Raw genomic sequence first — 15,557 nt, forward strand, 5'->3', positions numbered from 1 at the left:
GGGCCGCGCCCGAATCGGCGTCGCGGCCCGCAGCGAATGTAGCGCAGTCGGCCGGATGGCCGGTACGGCACCGTGATCCGTGCCGGATCACGGTCGCCGGCTCACAGCAGCCGGAATCCGGCACCCACCCCGCCACGCTCGTCGATATCGCCCAGTATGTAGTCGATACCGGTCGCCACATCGGGTTCGTGGATGGGGTTGAACGGGTTGGAACACGAGGGCAGGCGAATGACGAGCCCGCCCAGGTGGATCGCCTGCCCGGAAATGATCATGCCCACCAGCCGGTCGTTCACCAGCACCGGCGAGCCGGAGTCCCCGTAGTCCGCGCACACGTGACTGCTGAACCCGCCGCCGAGGTCCTCCCACACGGGTCCGCAGGTGAATCCGGTGGTGCGCCCGTTCTTGCACACCCAGGACAGCGGTCCGGGCGGCGCGCCGACGCCGTTGATCACGCTCTGGGTGACCTGGCGGACCGGAGCCACGCGCGCGGCGTCGAATTCGATGATCGCCCAGTCCCAGTAGTGATCCACCTCGGCGAAATGGCCGATGATCCCGGCGCCGGGTGCGGCTTCGGACCAGACCGGCAGGCCGGGATTCCCGCAGTGCCCGGCGGTGATGCCGACCAGGCGATCGGCGTTGTCGAAGCCGATCGCGGTCAGGGTGCACAGGCCGACCACATTGGGGTCGCCCGTCCCGATGGCAATGCCCGAACCTCCGCCCATCGGGACGGGCCCGTCCGCGGCGGCGCTGCCGGGCAGCAGCACGCCGATCGTGAAGAGCGTTGCGGCGGAGAGGGATCCGGCGCTGGTGCACATCCTTGCCAAAGACAACATGCCGAACCTCCCGGGTGTGGATACCGCTCGAGGTCATTCGTTGGTGTCGGGTGGGACGCGTACTCGCGAAGAAGGACCGCCGGGCGGACCCGTGAAGCCGTGACTGGACAAACATACCGGTCGGTTCAGTTTAATCAAGTGTGCTCTGCACCGAATTCCGCGGGTGCTCGGCGCACCGCGGCGGGCACGCCCATCCTGGGTGGGCTCGGCCGCCCGCACCGGCCGCGACCTGGGAAACCCGGCGCGCGCCCTCAGTCCCGCAGGGCGTCCTCGCGCAGCCGGGTCAGGGTCCGGGTCAGCATGCGGGACACGTGCATCTGCGAGACGCCTAGATCTTCGGCGATCTGGGTCTGGGTCTTGCATTCGAAGAAGCGCATGGTCAGCAGCCTGCGCTCGCGATCGGGCAGCTCGGCCAGCAGCGGGCGCACCGCCAGGCGCTGCTCGATGAGCTCGTAATCGGTTTCGATCCCGCCGAGGGTCTCGGCCTTGGGCAGCGGAGTGTTGTCGCTGTCGTCGCCGGTCAGCGTGGTGTCCAGCGAGGACGCCTGATAGGCGTTGGAGGCGATGAGCGCCTGGGTCACCTCGAGCAGATCGATGTCGAGCTCCTCGGCGATCTCGCGGGCCCGGGGCATGCGCCCCAGCCGCTGCGCGAGCAGCTCGATCGTGGAACTCAGCTGAACCTGAATCTCCTTGGTGCGGCGGGGAACTCGCACCGCCCAGGTGTAGTCGCGGAAGTGCCGGCGCACCTCGCCCATGATGGTGGGCACCGCGAAGGACAGAAACGGCGAGCCCCGCGAGACCTCGAACCGATCGACCGCGCGCACCAGGCCCAGGCGGGCCACCTGGACCAGGTCGTCGAAGCTCTCCCCGCGCCCGGCGAAGCGTCGCGCGATGTGTTCGGCCAGGGGCAGGCAGCGCTCGATGATCTTCTCGCGCACCATGTTTCGATCGGGTTCGCCGGTCTCGTCGGCTCGTTCCAGTTCCTCGAACGCGGCCTCGATGTCGTCGTAGCTGTTGACCCGCGTCACCTCACACCTCCAGCGCGGCGGACAGGCTGTGATAGGAGTTCAACAGGCTGCGCGCACCTGACAGGCGCAGTACGCGGTCGACCTCGCGGCGGCCCACGACCAGGCGCAGATCCACGCCGTTGGCCACGGCCTCGGTCGCCGCGCAGATGAGGACCGCGGCGTTGCCGATGCTCAGGAACCGGGTGTTGCGCAGATCGAGCACCACGATGGCGACGCCCGCGCGCAGCGCGGTGGTCAGTGTCTGCCGGAATTCGGGCAGCACGAGTGCGTCCAGCTCGCCTTCGATGCGAATGATGGCGTGCACGTGGCGGTAGGCGGTGTCCGTGGTGTGGGATGCGGGGCGCTGAGCAGGCATATCGACTTCGATACGCCCCGGCAGGGTTGCGATTGCGGACACGGCGAAACCTCCCGTGAGGGGATGTCCGTAGGGGTCGGTCCACCACGTCGGCGAGTCACCGCGATCGGGCGGCGCGCTGTCCGGCTGTCGAGAGGTGGACTGATCGCGCATGACGCGGCACGGACCAGGGTCGGCTGTATTCTCAACCTCCCCTCGGGTTACCCATCCGCGCGCGTGGCCAAACCGTAGTCTGCGAGGTGTGCGAATTTCGGCCGGGTTTCGGATCGGCCCCCGCTGGCAACAAAGGGGGTGGGGAGCACAATTCCGAAGGAGATCCCGCGATGAGCGCACGTTTTTCGGACACCGCCGGCGATACGAGAAAGCAGCCCGCCGAAGCCCTGCTCGACACCTGCAACGGCCCCGGCCTCGCGCTGCTACTCGTGGGCATCATCGCCCTGGGATCCACGCTCACCGCCGCCGCCTCCGGAACCCCCGGTTGGCTGGCCCTCGGGGCCGCCACCAGCCTGGTCTGCCTGGCCGCCGGGCTCGTCGTGGTCGTGACCGAAGTCCGCCACGCACGCGCCCCGCGCACGGACGCCCGCGAACTCGAGCGGGCGCGGGGGTAGCCCAGCGAGGGTCACTGCGCCGCTACTCGACCGCCGCGGTTGTACCGGGATCCGGGGCGGTCGGCCAGCGCACGTCATAGGCCCAGCCCAGGCGCTCGAATATCCGGATCAGGGCCGCGGTCGGGTCGTGCTGGCCGGGCAGCCCGCCGTGCCGGGCGCTGGTCGGATTGGCGTGGTGCAGGTTGTGCCAGCCCTCGCCGAAGGTCAGCAGGGCGATCCAGCGCACGTCCCGGGATTGGTCCGCGCCCCGGGTCGAATAGTGCCGGTCACCGAACGCGTGGCAGATCGAGTTGACCGACCAGGTGACGTGATGCACCAGCGCGTAGCGCACGAGCCCGGCCCACAGGAACGCGGTGACGGCCCCGTGCGCGCTCGCGGTCACCAGGCCGCCGATCAGCGCGGGCAGGAGCAGGGAGGCCGCGGCGATCACCGGGTAGCACCGATCGATGCGCCGCAGGATCGGGTCGGCGAGCAGATCGGGAACGTAGCGTTCGCGGTCGGATCTGCTCGGCGCGGTGACGAACCAGCCGACCTGAGCGTGAATCAGGCCCCGTAGCAACGCGGTTCGGCTCGTGCCGAATCGCCAGGGTGAGTGCGGATCGCCGGGCGCGTCGGAATACCGGTGGTGCCGGCGATGCTCGGCCGCCCACAGCGTGACCGGTCCCTCGAGCGCGATGCCGCCCGCCAGCGCCAGCGCTGCCTTCAGCGGCCCGCGCGCGGCGAACGAGCGGTGCGTGAAGCAGCGGTGGTAGCCGGCGGTGATGCCGAAGATCGCCACGGCGTACAGGGCCGCGCCCAGCGCGACATCCAGCAGCGAAGGTCCCCACCCGTAGCGCAGGGCGACGGGAACCGCCGCCGCCAGCACCAGCGGCGGCGCGATCACCAGACCGATCAGGGCCGCGACGCGGTGGCCCGTGCCGATCGGCACGGTGTCCGCGGGCCGGTCCCCGGGGGGGGGGCCGCGCCCCCCCGCACCCGCCCGCGTTCGCGAGCCGCGCCGGCGTTCGAGCCCGGTCGCGCCGCGGCGTGGTTCGCGGAACACTCGACGAAGGACGGCTGTCTTGAGCGCATCGAACGGCACCGCTTCCGATCCCGCGCCCGTCCACCCCCGGGCGGCGGTCGCGCCCCGGGTGTTCTGGCCCTCGGCGATCGTGGTGGCCGCCTTCACCGTGTACGCCATCGTGTTCCGCGATCTCGCGGCGCGGCAGGCGAAGGCGCTGCAGGACAACGTGATCGGCAGCTTCGGCTGGTACTACATCGTGATCGTCTCACTGTTCGTGGTGTTCGCGATCTGGCTCGGGGTGGGACGCTTCGGCGACATCAAGCTGGGACAGGACGGCGAGCGCGCCGAATACACCATGGGCGCATGGCTTTCCATGCTGTTCGCGGCGGGGATGGGTATCGGCCTGGTGTTCTGGGGCGTGGCCGAGCCGCTGTTCCACTACGACGACCCGCGCCCCGGCGTCGGCGACACCGCCGCCCAGCGCGCCGACGCCGCCATGGTGCAAACGTTCCTGCACTGGGGAATTCACCCCTGGGCCATCTACGTGGTGGTCGGGCTGGCCATCGGCTACTCCATTCACCGCAAGGGCAGGCCGGTCTCGATCCGCTGGTCGCTGGAATCGCTGGTGGGCGACCGGATCAGGGGGTGGCGCGGGGACGTCATCGACATCGTCGCGGTCATCGGCACCGTGTTCGGCGTGGCCACTTCGCTGGGCCTGGGCATCCTGCAGATCTCGGCGGGCCTGAACTATCAGGGCTGGTTGCACGAACCCGGCAAGGGACTGCAGGTGGTGCTGATCCTGGTCGTCACCACACTGGCCACCATTTCGGTGGTGACCGGCGTCGACAAGGGGATCAAGCTGCTCTCACAGGCGAACATGGGCGTGGCCGGGATGCTCATGCTCTTCGTGCTGTTCGCGGGGCCGACGCTGTTCATCGTCAACGACCTGGTGCAGAACATCGGGGCGTACATCCAATCGCTGCCCAAGATCAGCCTCTATACCGGCGCGACCGAGGGCCCGACCGGCACCGCGTGGACCCAGCAGTGGACGGTCTTCTACTGGGGCTGGTGGATTTCCTGGGCGCCCTTCGTCGGTGTGTTCATCGCGCGCATCTCGCGCGGGCGCACGGTCCGCGAATTCGTGGCCGGGGTGCTGCTGGTGCCGACCCTGCTGACCTTCGTCTGGTTCGCGGTCTTCGGCGGCGCGGCCCTGAACCGCGAGATGTTCGGCGGCGGCGGGCTGGTCGGCCCGGACGGCCCCGATCGCGACAGCGCCCTGTTCGCGCTGCTGGACACCCTGCCCGGCGGCAGCCTGACCGCCGGCCTGGCCATCCTGGTGATCGTCCTGTTCTTCGTCACCTCGGCCGACTCCGGCGCGCTGGTGATGAACATGCTGTCCTCGGGCGGTAATCCGGAGCCGCCCACCTGGAGTCGCGCGTTCTGGACCTTCGCGACCGGCGGTGTGGCCATCGCCCTGCTGGTGGCCAGCGGTTCCGGCGCCTCGGCCCTGACGACCCTGCAAACCGTGGCGATCCTGATCGCCCTGCCGTTCAGCGTCGTCATGCTCGCCATGTGCTGGGCCCTGGTCCGCACCTTCCGCGCCGAGCACGCGGACCGGGCCGCCGCCGAGGCGGGCGCTACGCGGCGGTGACGGGCCGCGGCGCGGGCTGCCAGCCGGGCGGGGCGAAGATGTAGCCGAGTTTGTCGCGCAGGCGGTCCGCGCCCCGGACGTCGCGAACGATCTTCACGTATTCGCCGTACTCCAGTTTCAGCAGGTTGTAGGTGCCGACCGGGGTGGTCAATCCGTAACGGGGACGGTGTAATTCGGGCTGGAAGGTCCCGAACATCCGGTCCCAGACGATGAAGATGCCGCCGTAGTTCTTGTCCAGGTACTCCGGGTCCGAGCCGTGATGCACCCGGTGGTGCGACGGGGTGTTGAAGATGTACTCGATCGGGCGGGGCAGCTTGCCGACGGTCTCGGTGTGCGTGAAGAACTGGTAGATCAGATTCAGGGTCAGTGCGATGTAGATCGCCCACGGCGCGAAGCCCAGCAGCGGGAGCGGGGACCAGAACAGCGCCTCGGACCAGGGGTTCCACTTCTGCCGCAGCGCGGTCCCGAAGTTGAAGTACTCGCTGGAGTGGTGCGCGCGATGCGCGGCCCAGCCGATCCGGACCCGGTGCGAGAAGCGGTGATTGAAGTACAGCGACAGGTCCACCACCACCAGCAACAGCGCCCAGCCCCACCAGGTGTCGGTGGGCACGTGCCACGGCGCCACGGCCCATAGGTAGCTGAAGCCGACCAGCACACCGATTTTGAGCAGCAGCGACGAGGCCAGCGAGCCGACGCCCATGGCCAGGCTGGTGCGGGTGTCCCTGGCCAGATAGCCGGTGACGTGGTCGCGGTCGCGCAGCGTCCACACCTCCACCGCGATGAAAAGGAAGAAGAACGGGATGGCGTACAACACCGGTGTGTTGATCTGGTGCCAGAACGAAGTCAACATCGATCCTCCTGAATTGACTGATCCGTAATTTACGGATCAGTCAATTTGAAGTCAAGACCTGTGACCGGCCCGGATACGGGCGATTTCGGTGCGGAGCGGTCAGTCGAGCAGCGCGACCAGGCGCAGACTGCGCGCGGTCATCTGCGCCGCGGTCTCCCCCGGATGCCGCAGCCACCAGTCGACCAGGGCGCTCACGATGCCCATCCAGGCCGCGGTCAGCGCGGACACGTCGTCCGAGTCGGTCAGCCCGCCCGCGGCGCCGAACGCCGAGATACCCCAGTTCGCGCGCTCGGCGATCTGCCGCCGGGCCTCCCGGGCGGCGTCGGCGGCCGGGCCCTGCTCGGGATGCGAACGATCGAAGACCACGCGCCAGTCGTAGGGGCGGTGCTCGAGCGCACCGAAGATCGCGGCCAGGGTGCGACCGGCCAGGGCCGTGGTCACGGTGCCGGCCCGGGCCTGTTCCTCGGTCTCCCCGATGACGCGGTCCATGGCGTCGCACAGGTTGGCGGCCGCGCGCCGCACACAGCGCACGTACACGCCGTCCTTGGAGTCGAAGTAGGCGTAGATGAGCGGCTTGGAGACGCCCGCCGCGGTGGCCACCGAGCCCAGGAACAGCCCCGCGTACCCGACGCGGCCGATCTCCCCCGCCGCGGCGTCGAGGATCGACTCCTCGCGCTCGTGCCGCGGAACGCCTTTGGTACCAGCCTTTTCGGCCATTCCCACCCCGCTCCGTCGCCGGTCGCCAATACTTCTGGCAATTTACCAATCGGACCGCCGCGCATACCCGGACGACCGCCCGCCGGGCCGGGCCGATCGGGCTCACTCATCGGCGACGGGGAGTGATAGCCCACCCCGCGCGGTGTGATGTGAGGGTCGTCAAGGTGGGTGCGCTCGGTTCGAATCCCGTGGTCCGGAGCACTTAGACTGCGGCGAAGTACATAACGGAGTCGTCACGGATGGGGTTTACGGCGTCATGTTCAAGGGTTTCAAAGATTTCCTGATGCGGGGCAATGTCATCGACCTGGCGATCGCGGTCGTCATGGGCACCGCCTTCACCGCCATCGTGACCTCGGTGACCAAGGGTCTGCTCGAGCCGCTGCTGGCCGTGCTCGGCGGGAACAGCGAGTTCGGGCTCGGCTTCCAGATCATCGGCAGCAAGCCCGCCACCTTCGTCGCCGTCGGGCCGATCATCAGCGCGGTCATCAACTTCCTCACCGTCGCCGCGGTGCTGTACTTCATCCTGATGGTGCCCATGACCCACCTGCAGCGCCGCCTGGCCCGCCAGACCGAGATCAAGGCCGATCCCACCGAGATCGAGCTGCTGGTCCAGATTCGCGATCTGCTCGTCGAGCAGAACTCGGGTAAGAGCGAGACCGCCACCACGACGCAGCGGGGCACGACCGCGGCGGCCGCGGCAGCGGTGGCGGCCACGGCGCCGGCCGGGGCCATCGCGCCCGCCCGGCAGCCCGAAAGCGCGGACAAGTAACCAGCTTCCTCCCGAACCGGACGTCTTCGGTCCGTGTGCCCGGTCGCGGCCCGCACACGGACTATCGTGCTAGCCAGAGTGTTGCTGTCTGGTCGATAGGCGTCTATCCGAGGAGGCTCGCACGTGGGTCGCATCCCGCCCCGGGAACCGGCACTGGATCGACCCGCCGGCCGGCTCGAGCCGATGCCCGGACGCTGGGCCATGCTCGCGGTGCTGTGCTGCAGTCTGCTGCTGGTGGCCATGGACGCCACCATCCTGAACGTGGCGCTGCCCTCGCTGATCGATCACATGGAACCCAGTCCCATGCAACAACTCTGGATCGTGGATCTCTACGGTCTGGTACTGGGCGGCCTGCTCATCACGTGCGGCGCGATCAGCGATCGGTACGGCCGCAAGCGACTGTTCATCGCCGGCTTCGTGCTGTTCGGCCTGGCCTCGGTGGTGGCCGCGACCGCCGATGATCCCGCGCAGCTCATCGCCGGGCGCGCACTGCTCGGCGTCGGCGGGGCCATGGTCATGCCCTCCACTCTGTCGCTGATCCGCAACATCTTCACCGACGATCACGAGCGCACCCAGGCCATCGGCATCTGGGCGGCGGTCGCGGGCGCGGGCGCGGCGATCGGCCCGCTGATCGGCGGCCAGCTGGTGGAGCGCTTCGGCTGGTCCGCCGCGTTCTGGCTGAACGTTCCGGTGGTGGTGCTGACCGTGACCGCCGGCCTCTGGCTGCTGCCGGAATACCGTGCGCCGCAACACGGCCGGCTCGACTGGTTCAGCGCGGTGCTCTCGGTGCTGGGCGTCGTGGCGCTGGCCTGGGGCATCAAACACGTGGCCAAGGGCGAACCGGCCGCACTGGATGTGCTGATCCTGTTCGCCGCCTTCGCCCTGCTCGCCCTCTTCGCATACCGGCAGCTGAAATCCCCCGACCCGCTGCTGGACGTGCGGCTGTTCCGCAACCGCGCCTTCACCGCCGCCGCGCTGGCGACGCTGCTGGCGATGCTCGCCATCGGCTCGGCCCTGTTCCTGATCTCGTTGTGGCTGCAGTACATTCACGGCTACACCCCGTCCGAGGCCGGACTGCGCACGGTGCCCGCCGCCATCGCCACGCTGCTGGGCTCGCTGTGCACGCCGTGGCTGCTGCGGCGGGTGAGCGTGCGCTTCCTGATGGGCTTCGGATTGTTCACCCTCGCAGGCGGTTTCCTGCTGCTGGCCGCGGTGTCGACCACCACCTATCCACTGGTCGCGGTCATCCTGGTGGCGCTGGGCATCGGCGACGGCGTCGCCATCACCACGGCGGCGGCGGTACTGGTCGCCGCGGTGCCGCCCGAGCGGGCCGGGCAGGCGGGCGCGGTGGAGGAGACCAACTACGAACTCGGCATCGGCCTGGGCGTGGCCCTGCTCGGCAGCATTCACGGCCGGCTCTTCGTCACCCATATGACGGATCTGCCACTCACCGGCGATCAGCTGGACACCGCGCGCGGCTCGGTCGGCGGCGCGGCCTACGTCGCACACGACATCGGCGGGCCGACCGGTGATCGCGTGCTCGAAATCGCCCAGCACGCCTTCGATTCCGCGCTCACCACCACCTCGTGGATCTCCGCGGGGCTGGTGGGCGCGGTGGCCGTGCTGACGGTGGTCCTGGTGCCGCGCGGGTTCCGGGCCACCGCCTCGCACTGACGCAACGCGGCCTGTCAGGCGCCCACGCACCGCGGTCCATCGGGCGCCCACGCACCGCCACCTTTCGGGCATCCAGGCAACGCGGCCGTCGAGCACCGCGGGTCCGCGGCCGGTCAGGCTCGAGCGCCGGAGTCGGCGGCCGGTCGGGGCCGAGCAGGATGCGACCGCGCACGACCCCTTCCGCTAGTCGGGGCCGAGCAGGATGCGACCGCGCACGACCCCTTCCGCTAGTCGGGGTCGAGCAGGATGCGACGGCGCACGACCCCTTCGGCCACCTCCGCCAGCGAGAGGTCATGGGTGAAGGCGTAACCGCGCAGGCGCGCGCAGGCGTCGGCCGCGCCGATGCCCAGCCGCGCACCCGTGAGCGTCGCCGCCTCGTGAATCCATCGGCTGGACAACGGTTGTGACCATTTGCGCGCCTGCTGTCCGGCGGAGAGCACCAGGCTCGCGGTCACCAGGTCGGCGATGTGCAGCGCCGCGGACATGAGCCGGGGTTCGGGCCGCCCGGGCAGATCGCGGTACAGGTCCATCGCGCCGAGCCGGACGCGGCCCAGTTGCAGCGGCACCGCGAACATGGAACCGGCCGTGCGAAATCCGGTGAGCGCCTCGGCGAAACCGGGCCAGTGCTCGCTCTCGGAGGAGAAGTCGGTGATCAGGACCGGCACCCCGGCCCGCGCCGCCGAGACCGCGGGTCCCTCCCCCGCGGTCGCCTGGGCGGTTTCCACGCGCGTCGCGAATTCGTCACTGGCACACCAGGGCTGCATCCCGGCATCGTGCTCGGTGAGCACGATGGCGGCACGCCGCACGGGCAGTACTCGTACGCACGCCCCGCACACCGCCGTCAATCCGCCTCCGGCGTCGCGGACCGCACGCAGAAACTGCCCCGTCAGTGGGTCGAACTGTGACGAAACCATCCTGCGAACCGCCCCGTGATCCTCGCTCTGCCATGAGTATTCGGTGCTCGCGGCCCATGGTGCCGTCACAGGTCGGCAACGAAAAGGGCCGAAAGTCACTCCGGGCCAACGCCGCCCGGGAGCGGCGGATCGCTCCGCCGCTCCCGGGCACGTGGCACTCCGGCAGTTGCGCGCCGGCTACTCGGCCGCGACGGGCTTGTGCGGCACCCCGAGCCGGTACAGGCCGCGCAGGTCGTAGGTGTGGGTCACCACCGCGCCGAACAGCACGCCGAAGCCCAGTCCGAACAGCGTCATCCAGATGCCGGTGCCCAGCCCCGCCGCCAGGTGCCCGTCGAAGTACAGCAGCGCGCGCACCGAGAGGTAGATCTGGTGCATGGGTTCGAAATTCGCCAGGACCGCGATGTAGCGCGGGGTGGCCTCGACCGGAATGGTGCCCGAGGACGACGGCAGGCCGAGCACCACGAAGACGATCATGTTGATGAGCAGGCCGGCGGTGCCGAAGGCGGCCAGGATGGACAGCCCGGTCACGCAGACCGCCGCGACCGCGAGCGCACCGTAGAGGAACAGCGGCAGCGCGTGATCGATCGGCATGTCGAGCAGCGTCGCGATGCCGAGGAACAACCCGGACACGATGGGCGCGGTCACCAGCGCGATGGCCCACTTGAGCAGCAGGGTGCGCCAGCGGCTGATGGCCACGGGCTGCACGTCCAGGAACCACGGACCGTATTCGGCGGGCAGGTAGCCGAGCTTGTTGTCGACCATGCCGTGGATGAGCATGGCCCCGCTGAATCCGGCGAACAGCAGGATCAGGGTGTAGAAGAACGCGGACAGACCCTGGCCGGTGCCCTCGGGCAGCGGGCGGAAGGGGCTGACGGAGATGTCGATCGGGGTGGCCAGTTGCAGGCGGGCCGCGCCGGTGAGTTCGGCAGGCGCGGCGCCGGGGGCGGCGGCCAGTGCCGCGTTGACCCGGTCGGTGAGTTGTGCGCCGACGGTGTGGTTCACCTCGGTCATGGCGCGGTCGCTGACCCGCTGCACGATCTGCGCGGCGTAGGTGCCCGCGCGCGGATTGGTGTGCACGGTGATGACCGGCCGTTCGATGTCGCCGGGCACCACCGCGGCCGTGCCCAGGATGGTGAGCCGCTTGGAGAAGTCGCTCGGAATGACGATGGCGCCGTAGATCCGGCCGTCGCGCAGCTGGCGCTGGGCCTCGCCCACGCCGACCAGGCGCAGATCCACCTTGTCGGCGGGCACCTTGGCGATCAGCGCGTCGGTGATCTGCTTGCCGACGTTGACCGCCTGTCCGTCGACGATGTCGCCGTCGTCCTGGTTGACCAGGGCCACCGGGAAGTCGTGCAGGTTCTTCTCCGGGTCCGAGGTGTAGCCCAGGTACATGGTGCCCAGCAGGGCGGCGAGCAGCGTGACCACGAAAATCGGCGGGATCCAGCCGCGCAGGGGCAGCCCGAATCGGTGCCCTGCACCGCTCGCCCGGCCGCCACTGTCCGGAATCGCCGAGGGCGCACTGTTTTTCGGCACGGGCTCACTCCCATTCGGTTCGGACGCACTCACGTTCGTCATAGCAAGGGCAAATGTAGGCACTGACAACAAAGTAGTCAATGCCAACATCGCGGAGTGTGTCCGATATCCTGCTCTCACCATGCCCATCACCAGCTCGCGCTCCTATCACCACGGTGACCTCCGCGCCGAACTGCTGCGCCGCGCCGAGGCACTCCTGCGCCGGGCCGGGGTGGACGGGCTCTCGCTGCGCCAGCTCGCCCGGGACACCGGGGTCAGCCACGCCGCGCCGAGCCGGCACTTCCGCGACAAGCAGGCGCTGCTGGACGCCCTCGCGGCGGAGGGTTTCGAACGACTCGGGACCATGCTCGAAAAGGCCGCCGCCACCGGCACTTTCCTGGAGCGGATTCGCGCGGTGGCCCGGACCTACCTCGGCTTCGCCATCGAGAACCCCGCCCTGCTGGCGGTCATGTTCGCGCGCAAACAGCGCCAGACCCCGGAGATCGCGGCGGCCGTCGCGCAGGCGCTGGCCACCCCGCTGGCCATGATCGCCGACGGTCAGGCGCGCGGTGAGGTGGTCGACGGCGATCCGCGGCGCATGTGCCTGACCGCCATGGCGGCGCTGCAGGGTCTGGCCACTTTCGTGGGTTCGGGCTTCGTTCCGGCCGCCGATGCCGACGCACTATTTGAAGAGACCGTGACCCACATGTTGGACGGTTTGCGGCCCCGTCGCTGATTTCCCGGCCGTCCCCGTTACCTTTGGAACGGTTCGGACGATGACCACAGGGTGGCCGCGACGCCACCATCAGGCACCAGCGACAGTCGAGGACGGACAGTGACAATCGAGGGACGGCAGTACGGCGGGCGCGCCGTCACCGAGCGCAAAGCCGAACGCCGACAGCGCTTCCTCGACGCCGCCATCGAAATCTTCGGCGAGCGCGGATACGCCGACTGTTCGCTCGCCGATGTGTGCGCGGCGGCCGGCCTGTCCAAGCGGCAGTTCTACGAGGAGTTCGCGACCCGCGAGGACGTGCTCGTCGCGGTCTACGACCACATTCAGCAGGCCGCGGCGACCGCGCTGGCCACGGCGGTCGCCGACCTGGGACCCGATCCGGACCCGACCGTGCGCGTCACCAAGGCCATGGAGGCGTATCTGGGTTCGGTCGGCGCGGACCCGCACCGCGCCAAGGTGGCCTTCGTCGAGGTCGTCGGGGTCAGCGAGCGCATGGAAGAGCACCGCCGCGCCCGCAGGCACGAGTGGATCGCGACCATCGAGATCATTCTGGGCCCGCTGGCCGGGGCCGACTCGCGGCTGCGCAGCACCCCGGAGCTGACCGGCAGCGCGCTGATCGGCGCGGTGAACGGCCTCGCGCACGAATGGCTGCTCTCGGACCCGCGACCGCCGGTGAGCGAGCTGGTGGGTGTGCTGGTGGCGGTGTCGATGTCGTTGATCGTCTGAGCGGCTACATGAGCTGGCGGGCGAAATAGGTGTACTCGAGCGCGCTGGTGCGGGCGCGCTCGTCGATGTTCGCGCCCGAGCCGTGCCCGCCCTGGGTCGCCTCGTAGAAGAAGTACGGCGCACCCAGTTCCGACAGTCGCGCGGCGAACTTGCGGGCGTGCTGGGGGCCGACCCGGTCGTCCTTGGTCGTGGTCCAGATGAAGGGCTTGGGGTAGGACACCCCCGAGCGCAGCTGCGCGTAGGGCGAAATCGATTGCAGGAAGGCGCGTTCGGCCGGATCGGCCACCGTCCCGTATTCGCCCGTCCAGGACGCGCCCGCCGCGATCTGCTCGTACCGCACCATGTCCAGCAGCGGGATCTGGATGTCGACCGCGTTCCACAGCTCCGGGGCCTGGGTGAACTGCACGCCCATCAGCAGCCCGCCGTTGGATCCGCCCTGGATGCCGAGGTGGCGCGGGGTGGTGACGTCGCGGCCGATGAGATCGTCGGCGACGGCGCGGAAATCGTCGAAGGCCCGCTGCCGCTGGGTTTTCAACGCGGCCTCGTGCCACGCGGGACCGTATTCGCCGCCGCCGCGAATGTTGGCGATGACGTAGACGCCGCCGCGTTCGAGCCAGAGCCGGCCCAGCAGGCCGCTGTAGCCGGGCGTCTCGCTGGAACCGAAACCGCCGTAGCCGTACATGATCGTCGGGTTCTTGCCGTCGTACTTCATGCCCGCGGCGTGCACGATGAAGTACGGCACCCGGGTGCCGTCCGGGGACGTAGCCTTGAGCTGCTCCACCACGAACCGGGAGGCGTCGAAGCGCGCGGGGGCGGCCTTGATCGGGTCCGCGCGACCGGCCGCGGTGTCGAGCCGCCACAGCGTGACCGGGGTGACCGGTGAGCTGACCGTCAGATACGCGGTGTCACCGCGGGAATCGGCGTCCACGGCGTCGACGGTGGCGTTCTCGGGCAGCGCGACCGGGGCCGCGGACCAGCCGCCGCCGGGCAGGGGGGTGTAGACGGTGGCGCGCCCGCGCACGTCGTCCAGGGAGGTCGTGATCAGGTGCGCCCGGGTGGTCATGACCTGCTGCAGGGTCTGGGTGGGGCCGGGCGCGTAGACCAGGGTGGCCCGCGGCCGGTCCGGGGCGGCGGTCAGCTCGTCCCTGTCGAACGAGATCAGCGATCCCGCGGCGAACGCCTGCCCGTCCGCGCCGGTCCAGTCCTGGCGCAGCGAGACGAGCACCCGATCGCCGACCAGTCCCTGCACATCGACCTTGGGCGGCAGGTCGATTCGCACCGCCTGCCCGTCCCGGACCAGGCTGATCTGCGATTCGAAGAAGGACGGCCGGCGCACCACCATGGTCACCCGCTCGCCCCGGCCGCCGTCGAGCAGGAACGGCGCGGTGCCGAGACCGTCGGCGGGGTCGCCGCGCAGGATCTCGGTCGCGTCCGCGAGCGGTTGCCCGCGCTCCCAGCGTTTGACCACGTACGGGTAGCCCGAGACCGTCGTGTCCCCCGGGTTCCACTCCCGCGAGACCAGCAGTGTGTTCTCGTCGACCCAGGACGTGTACTGCTTGCCTTCGTCGAGCACGAAGCCGCCGGCCACGAATTGCCCGGTGGACCTGTCGAATTCCCGCACGGTGACCGCGTCCGCACCGCCGTCGGACAACTCGACCAGGCAGCGGGCGCCCGCGCCGGGCGCGCAGTTCATGCCCTCCCACACCCAGTTGCGGCCCTCGGCCGCGGCCAGGGCGTCCAGATCCAGAACGGTCTTCCACTCCGGTTGCGGCGCTTCGTATCCGGCGACGGTGGTCTCGCGCCAGATACCGCGCTGATGGTCGCCGTCCTGCCAGAAGTTGCCGACCGCGCCGCCGTGGAATCGAGGCAGCGGCAGCCGATCCGGGGCCTTGCCGAGTTCCACCGCGGTGGTGAGGTTCGCGGCGTAGCCCGGATCTTTTTCGAGCACGTCCAGGGTTTTGGCGTTCTCGGCCGCCACCCACGACTGCACCCGGGGACTGTCGAGTTCCTCCAGCCACAGGTAGGGGTCGGCGCCGGGATCCGATCCGCCGCAGGCCGTCACGAGCGCGACCACCAGGCCCGCCAGCGCCGCGCGCCGTCCGATTCCGCCGTGATTCATCGCTTCCCCCCGGTTCGACGATGCCGCGGCCACCTCGTTCGAGCTGCCGATAGGAAGATTACAGC

Annotated in this window: 15 protein-coding genes; 6 read left to right on the forward strand and 9 right to left on the reverse strand. The window is 69.6% G+C overall.

The window, feature by feature from the left end; genetic code table 11:
- Nucleotides 1–101 precede the first annotated feature (101 nt).
- The 3 genes from ABZ319_RS07520 to ABZ319_RS07530 form a co-directional block, all read right to left on the reverse strand.
- Nucleotides 102–833 (reverse strand): S1 family peptidase, encoded by a 732-nt coding sequence (locus ABZ319_RS07520; protein WP_354985505.1) that lies wholly within the window; start codon nucleotides 831–833, stop codon nucleotides 102–104.
- 251 nt (nucleotides 834–1,084) lie between these two features.
- Nucleotides 1,085–1,861: an RNA polymerase sigma factor SigF gene (locus ABZ319_RS07525; RefSeq protein WP_354985506.1), complete on the reverse strand. Its 777-nt coding sequence runs from the start codon at nucleotides 1,859–1,861 to the stop codon at nucleotides 1,085–1,087.
- Nucleotide 1,862: 1 nt separating this feature from the next.
- Complete coding sequence (locus tag ABZ319_RS07530; RefSeq protein WP_354985507.1) at nucleotides 1,863–2,258, reverse strand: STAS domain-containing protein; 396 nt, start codon at nucleotides 2,256–2,258, stop codon at nucleotides 1,863–1,865.
- A 281-nt stretch (nucleotides 2,259–2,539) separates the two neighbouring features.
- Here ABZ319_RS07530 and ABZ319_RS07535 point away from each other — a divergent pair, with 281 nt between their 5' ends.
- Nucleotides 2,540–2,824, forward strand: coding sequence for a hypothetical protein (locus tag ABZ319_RS07535; protein ID WP_354985508.1), 285 nt, complete (start codon nucleotides 2,540–2,542; stop codon nucleotides 2,822–2,824).
- Between the two features lie 22 nt (nucleotides 2,825–2,846).
- Here ABZ319_RS07535 and ABZ319_RS07540 read toward each other — a convergent pair whose 3' ends face one another.
- Nucleotides 2,847–3,752, reverse strand: a complete 906-nt coding sequence (locus tag ABZ319_RS07540; protein WP_354985509.1) for an acyl-CoA desaturase — start codon at nucleotides 3,750–3,752, stop codon at nucleotides 2,847–2,849.
- A 133-nt stretch (nucleotides 3,753–3,885) separates the two neighbouring features.
- On the opposite strand from ABZ319_RS07540, the gene ABZ319_RS07545 reads away from it, so the two are divergent.
- The gene (locus ABZ319_RS07545) at nucleotides 3,886–5,478 is read left to right on the forward strand and encodes a BCCT family transporter (RefSeq protein WP_354985510.1); all 1,593 of its coding nucleotides are present in this window, start codon (nucleotides 3,886–3,888) and stop codon (nucleotides 5,476–5,478) included.
- On the opposite strand, the gene ABZ319_RS07550 is transcribed toward ABZ319_RS07545, so the two are convergent.
- Both ABZ319_RS07550 and ABZ319_RS07555 read right to left on the reverse strand, forming a co-directional pair.
- Nucleotides 5,465–6,328 (reverse strand): sterol desaturase family protein, encoded by an 864-nt coding sequence (locus tag ABZ319_RS07550; RefSeq protein ID WP_354985511.1) that lies wholly within the window; start codon nucleotides 6,326–6,328, stop codon nucleotides 5,465–5,467. The two genes, ABZ319_RS07545 and ABZ319_RS07550, sit on opposite strands and share 14 nt — an antisense overlap.
- A gap of 99 nt (nucleotides 6,329–6,427) precedes the next feature.
- A complete protein-coding gene (locus ABZ319_RS07555) occupies nucleotides 6,428–7,045 on the reverse strand; it encodes a TetR/AcrR family transcriptional regulator (protein ID WP_354985512.1) in 618 nt (205 codons plus the stop codon).
- Between the two features lie 256 nt (nucleotides 7,046–7,301).
- On the opposite strand from ABZ319_RS07555, the gene mscL reads away from it, so the two are divergent.
- Nucleotides 7,302–7,814 carry a large conductance mechanosensitive channel protein MscL gene (gene mscL / locus ABZ319_RS07560; RefSeq protein WP_354985513.1) on the forward strand — a complete coding sequence of 171 codons (513 nt, stop codon included), beginning with the start codon at nucleotides 7,302–7,304 and terminating at the stop codon, nucleotides 7,812–7,814.
- A gap of 123 nt (nucleotides 7,815–7,937) precedes the next feature.
- A complete protein-coding gene (locus ABZ319_RS07565) occupies nucleotides 7,938–9,488 on the forward strand; it encodes an MFS transporter (protein ID WP_354985514.1) in 1,551 nt (516 codons plus the stop codon).
- A gap of 227 nt (nucleotides 9,489–9,715) precedes the next feature.
- Here ABZ319_RS07565 and ABZ319_RS07570 read toward each other — a convergent pair whose 3' ends face one another.
- Nucleotides 9,716–10,402 (reverse strand): GAF and ANTAR domain-containing protein, encoded by a 687-nt coding sequence (locus ABZ319_RS07570; RefSeq protein ID WP_354985515.1) that lies wholly within the window; start codon nucleotides 10,400–10,402, stop codon nucleotides 9,716–9,718.
- Nucleotides 10,403–10,579: 177 nt separating this feature from the next.
- The gene (locus ABZ319_RS07575) at nucleotides 10,580–11,935 is read right to left on the reverse strand and encodes an ABC transporter permease (RefSeq protein ID WP_354985516.1); all 1,356 of its coding nucleotides are present in this window, start codon (nucleotides 11,933–11,935) and stop codon (nucleotides 10,580–10,582) included.
- A gap of 121 nt (nucleotides 11,936–12,056) precedes the next feature.
- Between ABZ319_RS07575 and ABZ319_RS07580 the strand changes: the two genes are divergently transcribed.
- Complete coding sequence (locus ABZ319_RS07580) at nucleotides 12,057–12,650, forward strand: TetR/AcrR family transcriptional regulator (protein WP_354985517.1); 594 nt, start codon at nucleotides 12,057–12,059, stop codon at nucleotides 12,648–12,650.
- A 99-nt stretch (nucleotides 12,651–12,749) separates the two neighbouring features.
- Nucleotides 12,750–13,373, forward strand: a complete 624-nt coding sequence (locus ABZ319_RS07585; protein WP_354985518.1) for a TetR/AcrR family transcriptional regulator — start codon at nucleotides 12,750–12,752, stop codon at nucleotides 13,371–13,373.
- 4 nt (nucleotides 13,374–13,377) lie between these two features.
- On the opposite strand, the gene ABZ319_RS07590 is transcribed toward ABZ319_RS07585, so the two are convergent.
- Nucleotides 13,378–15,492 carry a prolyl oligopeptidase family serine peptidase gene (locus tag ABZ319_RS07590; RefSeq protein WP_354985519.1) on the reverse strand — a complete coding sequence of 705 codons (2,115 nt, stop codon included), beginning with the start codon at nucleotides 15,490–15,492 and terminating at the stop codon, nucleotides 13,378–13,380.
- Nucleotides 15,493–15,557: the final 65 nt, after the last annotated feature.

Source organism: Nocardia sp. NPDC005978 (assembly GCF_040614455.1).
In the GTDB taxonomy this organism is placed as follows: domain Bacteria; phylum Actinomycetota; class Actinomycetes; order Mycobacteriales; family Mycobacteriaceae; genus Nocardia.

What these genes read in the sequence shown, in the direction of transcription:
- ABZ319_RS07520 (WP_354985505.1), bottom strand. Translation starts at nt 833, where the DNA reads ATGTTGTCTTTGGCAAGGATGTGCACCAGCGCCGGATCCCTCTCCGCC.
- ABZ319_RS07535 (WP_354985508.1), top strand. Translation starts at nt 2,540, where the DNA reads ATGAGCGCACGTTTTTCGGACACCGCCGGCGATACGAGAAAGCAGCCC.
- ABZ319_RS07550 (WP_354985511.1), bottom strand. Translation starts at nt 6,328, where the DNA reads ATGTTGACTTCGTTCTGGCACCAGATCAACACACCGGTGTTGTACGCC.
- ABZ319_RS07555 (WP_354985512.1), bottom strand. Translation starts at nt 7,045, where the DNA reads ATGGCCGAAAAGGCTGGTACCAAAGGCGTTCCGCGGCACGAGCGCGAG.
- mscL (WP_354985513.1), top strand. Translation starts at nt 7,302, where the DNA reads ATGTTCAAGGGTTTCAAAGATTTCCTGATGCGGGGCAATGTCATCGAC.
- ABZ319_RS07570 (WP_354985515.1), bottom strand. Translation starts at nt 10,402, where the DNA reads ATGGTTTCGTCACAGTTCGACCCACTGACGGGGCAGTTTCTGCGTGCG.
- ABZ319_RS07580 (WP_354985517.1), top strand. Translation starts at nt 12,057, where the DNA reads ATGCCCATCACCAGCTCGCGCTCCTATCACCACGGTGACCTCCGCGCC.
- ABZ319_RS07590 (WP_354985519.1), bottom strand. Translation starts at nt 15,492, where the DNA reads ATGAATCACGGCGGAATCGGACGGCGCGCGGCGCTGGCGGGCCTGGTG.